Raw genomic sequence first — 9,335 nt, 5'->3', positions numbered from 1 at the left:
ATATAAGATATATTATAAGCAAAATAATATCATAAAATGTGCAAGTACGAAAGGCTAATTATAAATAGGAACTTCAAGCAACTTTGCATATTTTGATCCGTTCCTTAGGTTTAGGCCTATTAGTTAGATTAATGCTATTGCTCTTAAGGAGTTATATGAAAAAGGGCTTTCATTAACTCAACAGCCTTTTAAATCTCGAATAATGTCTGCCTGTGAAATCTAACATCTATAAGATGAACATGGATTTATGATAAAGTTATAAACTAATTTATAGGCAATTTCAGTTTGCGACACTACCTATTTTTTTATAAGCTAAAGGGCTCCATATCCTCAAAAGAGTTTTCTACTTCAATATCTGGTAATTTACCCCAAATTTTTTCGAATGATAGGTCATATTCACAAGATTCATTTATAAAAAATTTCTTCAACTCTTTTTTAAAACCTCCTATTTTTAAAGGATTAAGTTCTACGAAAACTGGGGTATGCCTATCTAATTCAAAAGCAACTATTTTAGTTAAATAGTACATTACTGTTTCAGGTTCTAATAAGAGTATGATTTTGTAACCTCCTTTATAGAAATTTTTAATAATTATTTCTTTTATACTTGCATCAATGTCTTCAATATCAGAATACCAGGTACTACCAAAATCAATCAATCTTAATTTATCATTTTTAAAAGCAAAATTTTCAGGAACAGGATCTGTAATAAATAAATTGGATTTTTGTAGATCATTTAGATAGCTTATGATTTCACCTTTATCGGGTTTTTCACCATCGATATATGGTGTTATTAAAAAATTATCTTCTAAAAAAACAGTGTTCTCAGTATCATCAATTATATTACTGTAATATTGACTACACTGGTTGAATTCATACTCTGCTTGCTTTGTATCATCTGTTTCAAATTTTTTATAACAGTATCCCTCTACAGTTATCACATTGTAATTAAGATAAGAGTCTTTATTCGTTCTGTGTTGTTCAAAAAGAGTATTCTTACTATCTAAGTCAATACTTAAAAAATGTTCTTTAAAATTATTTTCTTCCATTCTATTTTTTTCTTCCATTCTATTTTTTTATTTCAGTATATTGCTTGTACTTATATGAAAAATAAACTCAGTATATTTTTTTGTGAATATAATCAAAAAATCAGTAGTTCTCGACGAGTTATTAAGCCTTAAGATCGATATGCCACTTTGATTAGAAACAAAGCCTAAGTAGGATTATAGTAGTACGGTTTTTTCGGTACTGTTGCAACTATTAAATATGAACCAATAATCAACGAAGTCACTTTTGATTAGATACATTTAGTGCAGTAAACATCAAACAATTCATTTATAAACTTAGTCTCAGACTTATTTCTAAATTTAGTCCAAGTATCAATCTGCAATTATCTCAAACCGCCACATTCTGTTCATTCGCTCCCTACGGTCCAGTTTAAATCCTACACCTAATTTTATCATCTAAAGTAAGTCAACTTCTTTATACTTCCCAAACATAAATAAAGAATCTAAAAAAAATATAGCTCGAATAATGATTTCAGGCAAATTTAAATACTCTATTTTTTAGTAGTGATTAATACTATTTAAATTCATCTTCACCCAATTCTTCTAAATAAGCGAATGCTTTTTTTATACTTTTTATATTCCATATATTGATATGGTGTTTAGATAAGTATTCATAAATTTTTAGAGCATTTTCTTTCTTAGCTTGCTCAAGTTTCTCTTCATACTTTTTAATTTTTTCTAAAATATTTTTTTCATTTTCCACTTTACATAACTCCATATTAGATTTACTTTAATAGTATCATAAGAATATAAATTAAAAAAAATATTTTAAATTAAATAGATTCTGTGCACAAAAATAAATATTCATCGTAGCCAAATAAAAGTAGAGCTAATAGAAAATATGGAGGTCTGTTTTAATATTTTCACCATTATTAAGCATGAAAAAATCAACTACTTTTTTCTTTAGTGATTTTGATAAAACTCGATGCACTCTTATCCTATTTTTGAGACCATTAAAATAAGCTTACTCAAAAATAGATAATATTTTAGATGCCTCATAAGTACACTAAATCCAAGGGCTGGAATGTTCTCAAACAAAAATATAAACTTACAACCAGGTCTAAATACAATAATGCTTTAAAGAAACAAAGCTCCTTATTTCACTATCGAATTTGAAGATAGAATTCAGAGATTTATGTAAGTTAATTTACACACTTACTTGGAAAGGCTCAATAAGATTCAACTTCTTCCATAAAATCTTTTTTTGACCCTGCATATTCAACTTTAAACCTAACATTTTTAAAGCCTTCTGATGTAACAACCAGCTGAGCATTGTCCTTAGATGCAGACAATAAATCGTCATTTCTTCCAATATAATCTAATGATACTTTTACTTTTGATTTAAGTACCGGGAGTGGTTGTATAGCGAAAACACTAACTGTGTTAACGCCTACTGGAACAACAATCACTCCAAATTCAACATTAGGTAATAGTATCTCACCATAAGAGTTCTCTAAATACATTTGCAACGCTGCCCCTTGTGACCTTTCAATAAAGTTTTCATATGTTTGCTTTAGAGACTGACTTATATCTATACAAGTTTCTGTAGCTTTTGTAATTGAATTAGTCCAACTTTTAGATGCTTCCGTACTAATATTGAAAATAGACCCTGGCTTAATTCCCGCAGCACCTAGAATAGTTTTTGTAGTTGATTCTACTGTTGTTATTGTTTCACAAGATTTCTTAGCTTGAGAACTTGTTATTATAGTTGAGGGACTATCCATAATATATCCTGCTTTTATAGTTTTACCTATATTAACATGCTCTGGACTAACAATATCAACTATATTTCCTGTTCCATTTATACTCACAACAGCATCTGTATATTTGGGCATATTATTCTTCAGTTCAATATCACCTCTTATATAATCAGTTTTTTTAGCATTTATATCATTACAGAAAGCTAATGATGCTAAAAATATAGCTGATGACAAACTACCTATAAATTTCTTCATTTTATTTCCTTGAATTTATATTTTAACACTTACCAAGTTGGAGTTGACCATTACAAAAATTAACTTCTGATATTTTTTCTAATGGAACATTAATGTCAACTGTCTCTATGTTAGGGGAAAGCACACCTTTGCGAGTAGAAAATCCAACACTACTCTCTATAATAAAACCGAATTTTTCAGCGATTCTTTCTCGTTCTTCTTGATTTCCATAGAACACTCTTTTAGGCGCCCAAGGCGCTTGACCTCCTAATCCATACATCCAATCACCACCTTTTGATGGTACTAGACCATTAAGTTGAATAACTTTATAATCATAAGATAGTTCTTTTTTGTTAAAAAACCTCTCAATAGCATAATAATCATTGCTAACACGAGGCAGCCCATATACTGGGTAAGTTAAATAAACAGGATAGTTACCTTTAATTTTTGTAACCTCCGCATTATTAGCTTTGAATAAACCTACTGGTTCTTGGCGTTGTTTAATGCCCTGTATTGAATGCCAGTCAAATCCAAAATGACCTGAAGGAAATACATATTCTCCAATGCCTCCATATTTTGATGAAACAATACAATCTGCAGATACTTTTACTTTTTTTCCTATTATTTCTTTCTTAAATCCACGGCATAAATCTAGACCATTTAAAGGCTCGATTGCATTAGCTACTCCAGCACTTAAAAAAACTAAAGATATTGTAAGGCATTTAGATATTATTTTATTCATACTATTTTTTCCTATTTTAAAACTATTTCTTTTGCATAATCTTCAGCTGTTCCATCATAATATATTTCAAGTCTAAGATCAGAAGAGAATGTCCCATCACTTTTAACAGAAAGATTTATACTCTGACCAGATTGTCGCGTATTATTATTTTTAACTAATTTAAGTCTAAATTTTGAGTCTTTAGAGCTTAATGTCATAACACTAATTTTATTTATGCCTGTTGGAATGGTAACAAGTCCAAAAGAACTATTAAGCAACTCTCTATCCCAACTATTAACAGTATTAATTTCTATTGCAAAACCTTGTTTCCTTTCTAAAAAGTTTTCATATTCTTGATCAATACTAACACTGATATCTTTACAAGTTTTTACTGTTTCCTCTAATGAATTATTCCACTCAGTACTATATCTTAGAGATACAGAAAAAGGACTGCTAATACCCATAGAAGCAGTTATTTTAGAAGCTGCAGAATCCTTTGTGCTTGTTGTTAAACAAGATGATTGAGCCTCTTTTGAGGTTATAACTGTTTTTGGCGATGACATAATATATTTTACATCTCTGCTATGCAATGAAAATTTACTATTAGGATCTATAAACAATATTTCTTTTGAGTCTGCAAAATTACCTCTAAGCGTCAAAGATAACCTATCTTTAATAAAACTAGGAAGTTTACTAACTACAATCACATCTCCGCGAATATAATCATTATTTAAGTCAAAGCTATCATTTATAGTAAAGCTAGCTTGAGAGTTTAGGGGATTTATAGTAATTTCATTAGCGAAAATACTACTTATTGATGCGAATATTAATGGGAGCAATATTATTGTTTTATGCATTGTAAATTACTTTTAGATTGGTATGTTTCACATTATATATTAGGTTCTGTGCACAAAAAATATAAATTGGATTGAAAATAGCTAAACCGTTGTTATTTAAAAATTGAAAGACAATAAATATCAAAGGTTTAGCAAAATACATTATTATATAAAAGAAGTATTCTGGTCAAGTATTTTATTATTCTTAAAATCACAAAAAGGTATACATACCAATGATGAAGTCAAGTTAAGATTGTTTATTGAAGCTGTATTTTATGTGTTACGTACAGGCTGTCAATGGAGAATGTTACCATTTTATTATGGTAAATGTAGATCAATACATAAGCGTTTTAAAGATTGGTGTGATAAAGGCATATTCTCTAGATTATTTAAGTCAGTACAAAGCCCTGACTTACAAGAAGTTATGCTTGATTCAACGATAGCAAGAACACATGCTTGTGCTACAGGATATGATAAAGATAATAGCCAAGCAATTGGTAGATCAGTTGGAGGAGTAACTACCAAGATTCATGCTATGACTGATGCTTTAGGCAACCCAATGGAAATATTACTATCAGAAGGTAAAACTCATGGGTTCTGTCGCAAACAGTTAGGTGTTTGCGACAGAACCAGGAATGTTAGAAGTATTTCATGATCCTATAATGGCTAATGCCGCTATGGATAGAATTATATCTAAATCTTACAAAATAACTTTAGAGGGCGAATCTTATCGAAAAAAACTTATTCCTAAAATTGATAAATCTTTAGATTAATGGTTTAATTTTTTTTGGAGTTAGTGGATCAGTAATGTTGTCTCCGCTATGGGTCAGTAATCGTGTCCCGTAACAGTTCAATTTTACAAACCTATTATCACCACCTAATGATCCCTCTATGCCTAAAAAGAAAAAGTCAATAACTCATAAAATATAAATATCTCCAATATATGTATTTTACAAAAAATGAACAATTTAGTGCAGATTAATTCAACAGTCTTAATCATATAAAAAGATCTGTCAATTCATTACTGCTATCATCATTCCCAGATTTAGACAAAGGTCTGTAACCAATAGGCTTAGAGTATTGATGTTTAGAATTATCACACAGTAACTTTCTAATTATATTCAAACAATGCTTAAACCCTAATCCTACAAGTTGATGCTTCATATTTGTAACCTGGAACTCTATCCATGAAAAGACTTCCTTAACATTAGAAATAATTGTTTTACCTTTATTTGTTAAATATTTTAGCATTTGATGAATAGCTATTTGTTGTTTAGGAGTTAATGTCTCTTCTCTTGTATCTTCGGCTACTTGTATTGCTTTATATGAGTTAAATACTTCTCCTGTAGGAATAACATCTTTAGCATTAGTATTTCTTTGCACTGATGAAATAGCATCCTCTATAAGCTTATGTTTGCATTTGTATAAACCTGTTTGTTGAAGATCATGAAGAGCAAATAAAATATCTAAACAATCTAAATTATATTTTTGAGATAGATATTCAGCTAAATCATGAGACTCCTTATTCTCACAAGAGAAATAAAAATTAACATTTATAACATTATCATATTTATCATTATTAATATTATTATCTTTTTTATAGTCTTCTTCTTTTATAATAGATTCCGCCAAATTGACGGAATCAGACTCCGCCACGTTTTCTGAAATATTTTCATTTAAATCTACCTGATCATTAGCTTCATTCTTTGAGTTATTTTTTGTGACTAAATTCGAGATAGATAGCATTAATTGTTTAAACTTATTGGTAATAAATATTTTTATTCTTACAGCACCATCGTAGCATTTTAGTTTAGCTTTAGAAATAAAATCATTCTTAACTAGTTCTTGCAAAGCTCTTTCACAAGTTCTTTTACTTATACCAGTTTCTTTTACGAGATAGTCGATGTTTGGCAGTAAAAAGAAAGTATTATCTTTATCATCTTTATATTTACTTACTTGGATTCTGAAATATATAAAATCTGCTATATCAGCATAATTATTATTTTTGATTTCAGCACGTAATACCTTACGCCCTTCATGAAATAGGGTAGCCATAGCTATAACTCCTTATAACTTTTTTAAAATAGTTTGCATTTAAGGGTTAACTAGACTAATATAGATATTGGGACTGGTTCTATATTAATTTAGTAACCACATTAGAGGGCATAGTAAGTGCCCTTTTTTGTTGTCCGCCCGGGCGGATTCATTTTATATTTTGTAACTCATTCTCTAAAAACTCCATGATATGTTTGTTTAGTAACTCAGGGTCTATAGTTTTAGACTGTAGTAATGCAGAAATATCTTTTGGGAAATGCATTGATGAAAGATTATTATTATCATTTCTTATAGTAAATAAATGTCTCCCATTAGCAGATATTATTTTTTTAGCATTTGATTTATTTGATTCATATTTATCTGACACTTGTTTTTGTACAAATTCAGTTAATTTTGAATGCCCTATAGTACCATCTTTAATTTGTTCTACTTTCTTTAGAATTGCTTTAATATAATTATCACCTTTTAAAGACAGTCTTTTAATTGTCTCTGCAGTTCTACTTGAGACTTTTGTAAAATCTCCTATAGCTAATAATATTTCTTCAGGTATCTTTGAGTAAGATAATAGCGCAGATACATATTGCTTACTTCTTCCTAATTTCTCTAATAAGTCTGCTTGTTTTATAACTCCTGCATCTATGAGTTTAGAATAACTCATTCCCTTTGCATAATCTGATAAATCTTTACGATTATCATTTTCAGCAGCTTGAGCAAGGGCGGCATCATTATCATCAATTTCTTTTATAATAACTTTGAGCTTTATTTTAGCTAATCTAGCAGCATGCCATCTTCTTTCACCTATTATTAATTCATATTTATAACGAGTTTCTCCTATTTTAGATGGTCTTACAATACAAGGTTGTTGTTGTCCAATTTTTAGAAACTCGTCTGAAAGTGATTTTATATCTCCCAATTCATTTTCTGGTCTATCATGATATTCCCAATTACAAATATCATCAGGATCAACAAGTGTGACATGATCTATAACATGTTCTTCTAACCAAGTTCTTCTTTTGTTAGGATTAGAAATCTTTTTTGGTAGAGGTTTATCTTTTGGCTCTTCTTTTTTTATATTATATTGTTTTGCTATTTCGTCGAGACTGGCCATATCTAAAATCCTTAATTATATATATATTGCAATAAGTCTTGGTAGTCACTAGTAGCATTTGTAGTACGACCAGTACTAAAAATATTACTACAAGACATAATACTTTTTGGTATTTCTGAAGAATATCTAATAACAACAGGACATAGATGGTTTTTTATTACATCATCAGACATTGCTTTTTGTAAAGCCTCTCCTGAGGTTGATATTCTTCGGTCTAAAGCTGAAAAAAAACAATGTATATTAACCTTATCTTTATTAAATGAATATGTATCGACAAGATCATTAATTTCATTTATAATATATGTTGCACCACTAAGTGCAAAATCATCAGATCTAATAGGTATTAATACGTTACAAATTACATCATCTGACATTTGATATAGTGCTGAAATTGAAGATGCAAATAAATTGGACAGTTGAGGGGTGTGATCTTGAAATATCTTAGTATTAGCTCCTAATGTATTAAAAATATCAAAATATAAGTTTTTCATAGCTTTCTTGATATCTGAGGGTTTGTTTAATGCTTTATCAAGGTAAGCAGAGTTCAAATTACTTTTTATAAAATAAACGCCATGTCCTAAATTATTTAATATATCGCTGATAGATGCTTTATTTTCTATATAATCAATCAGAATAGGCTCATTATCAGCTGCTCGTTCGCCACATACTATATGTGTAAAGCTAGCTTGAGAGTCTCCATCAATTAATACTATTGGGTTATGTTCCTCGCCAGTTACTCTTCTTAGAGCTGCGGCTAAATTGTAAACCGAAGATGTTTTTCCGACTCCGCCACATAAATTAGCAGATAAAGTAACAGAAGGTTTATCTAAATTTAGAGATGTTTGTTTCTTTAAAAAAATTTCAGCTGCTTTGGGGCTTATTCCAGTTATTCTATTATTAGTGTAGGTTACACCATTTTCTAAAGCTTTAAAGTACCTGTGAATGGATGCTTTAGATATCTTTGTATAAGCTTCCAATTCTTTTATTTTTATTTCACTTATATTAAACATACATGCCTTGCATTATTTATATGTAACAAATATTGCTAATATATTATTATATTGTTTCATGATTAACAACAGTAAGAACTTAAAATAATTACTAAATGCATTTTTAAATATTACATCTAACAATATTTATATATTCTGATGGTTTTGTTTCTTTACTCCTAATAACAAAATGTTGCTTGAGTAAGTTTTAATTATTAAAATACAATGACTTAAATAATATCTACTATTTTAGATTGTTACGGGACACGATTACTGACCCATAGCGGAGACAACATTACTGATCCACTAACTCCAAAAAAAATTAAACCATTAATTTAAAGATTTATCAATTTTAGGAATAAGTTTTTTTCGATAAGATTCGCCCTCTAAAGTTATTTTGTAAGATTTAGATATAATTCTATCCATAGCGGCATTAGCCATTATAGGATCATGAAATACTTCTAACATTCCTTTGGTATTTCTGTTTGTAGTAATTATTAGAGATGATTTAATAAAGGCTGTTGAGTTAATGAAAGCCCTTTTTCATATGTTTTAATATTGAGTATTTTTTAGATAAATCTGACTCAAAATCTTACTTTTGTGTTTCATATCAGCATTTTATGCTGAT

The 9,335-nt window shown here is 29.1% G+C and carries 10 protein-coding genes and 1 pseudogene; 2 read left to right on the top strand and 9 right to left on the bottom strand.

The window, feature by feature from the left end; translation table 11 throughout:
• Nucleotides 1-305 precede the first annotated feature (305 nt).
• From F3D57_RS09665 to F3D57_RS09645, 5 genes are all read right to left on the bottom strand, one after another.
• Nucleotides 306-1,064, bottom strand: coding sequence for a hypothetical protein (locus F3D57_RS09665; protein ID WP_150466099.1), 759 nt, complete (start codon nt 1,062-1,064; stop codon nt 306-308).
• 514 nt (nt 1,065-1,578) lie between these two features.
• Nucleotides 1,579-1,767, bottom strand: coding sequence for a hypothetical protein (locus F3D57_RS09660; protein WP_150466098.1), 189 nt, complete (start codon nt 1,765-1,767; stop codon nt 1,579-1,581).
• A 466-nt stretch (nt 1,768-2,233) separates the two neighbouring features.
• Entirely contained in the window at nt 2,234-3,019 is a 786-nt protein-coding gene (locus F3D57_RS09655) for a hypothetical protein (protein WP_150466097.1), read from the bottom strand.
• Between the two features lie 22 nt (nt 3,020-3,041).
• Nucleotides 3,042-3,740, bottom strand: a complete 699-nt coding sequence (locus F3D57_RS09650) for a hypothetical protein (RefSeq protein WP_150466096.1) — start codon at nt 3,738-3,740, stop codon at nt 3,042-3,044.
• A gap of 11 nt (nt 3,741-3,751) precedes the next feature.
• A complete protein-coding gene (locus F3D57_RS09645; RefSeq protein ID WP_150466095.1) occupies nt 3,752-4,576 on the bottom strand; it encodes a hypothetical protein in 825 nt (274 codons plus the stop codon).
• A gap of 136 nt (nt 4,577-4,712) precedes the next feature.
• Between F3D57_RS09645 and F3D57_RS09640 the strand changes: the two are divergent.
• Nucleotides 4,713-5,147, top strand: a pseudogene (locus F3D57_RS09640) (IS5 family transposase); the annotation flags it as partial.
• A 43-nt stretch (nt 5,148-5,190) separates the two neighbouring features.
• Nucleotides 5,191-5,328, top strand: a complete 138-nt coding sequence (locus tag F3D57_RS10270) for an ATP-binding protein (protein ID WP_191092386.1) — start codon at nt 5,191-5,193, stop codon at nt 5,326-5,328.
• A gap of 223 nt (nt 5,329-5,551) precedes the next feature.
• Here F3D57_RS10270 and F3D57_RS09635 read toward each other — a convergent pair whose 3' ends face one another.
• From F3D57_RS09635 to F3D57_RS09620, 4 genes are all read right to left on the bottom strand, one after another.
• Nucleotides 5,552-6,610: a hypothetical protein gene (locus F3D57_RS09635; RefSeq protein ID WP_150466094.1), complete on the bottom strand. Its 1,059-nt coding sequence runs from the start codon at nt 6,608-6,610 to the stop codon at nt 5,552-5,554.
• 148 nt (nt 6,611-6,758) lie between these two features.
• Nucleotides 6,759-7,718, bottom strand: a complete 960-nt coding sequence (locus tag F3D57_RS09630) for a ParB/RepB/Spo0J family partition protein (RefSeq protein WP_150466093.1) — start codon at nt 7,716-7,718, stop codon at nt 6,759-6,761.
• Nucleotides 7,719-7,729: 11 nt separating this feature from the next.
• Nucleotides 7,730-8,728, bottom strand: coding sequence for a ParA family protein (locus tag F3D57_RS09625; protein ID WP_150466092.1), 999 nt, complete (start codon nt 8,726-8,728; stop codon nt 7,730-7,732).
• Nucleotides 8,729-9,037: 309 nt separating this feature from the next.
• Nucleotides 9,038-9,220, bottom strand: a complete 183-nt coding sequence (locus F3D57_RS09620) for an ATP-binding protein (RefSeq protein WP_224728180.1) — start codon at nt 9,218-9,220, stop codon at nt 9,038-9,040.
• Nucleotides 9,221-9,335: the final 115 nt, after the last annotated feature.

It is taken from the genome of Francisella sp. SYW-2 (genome assembly GCF_008711475.1).
GTDB lineage: Bacteria > Pseudomonadota > Gammaproteobacteria > Francisellales > Francisellaceae > Francisella > Francisella salimarina.
Note: the sequence above shows the minus strand (reverse complement) of the source record. Positions and strands in the feature narration are given on the sequence as shown.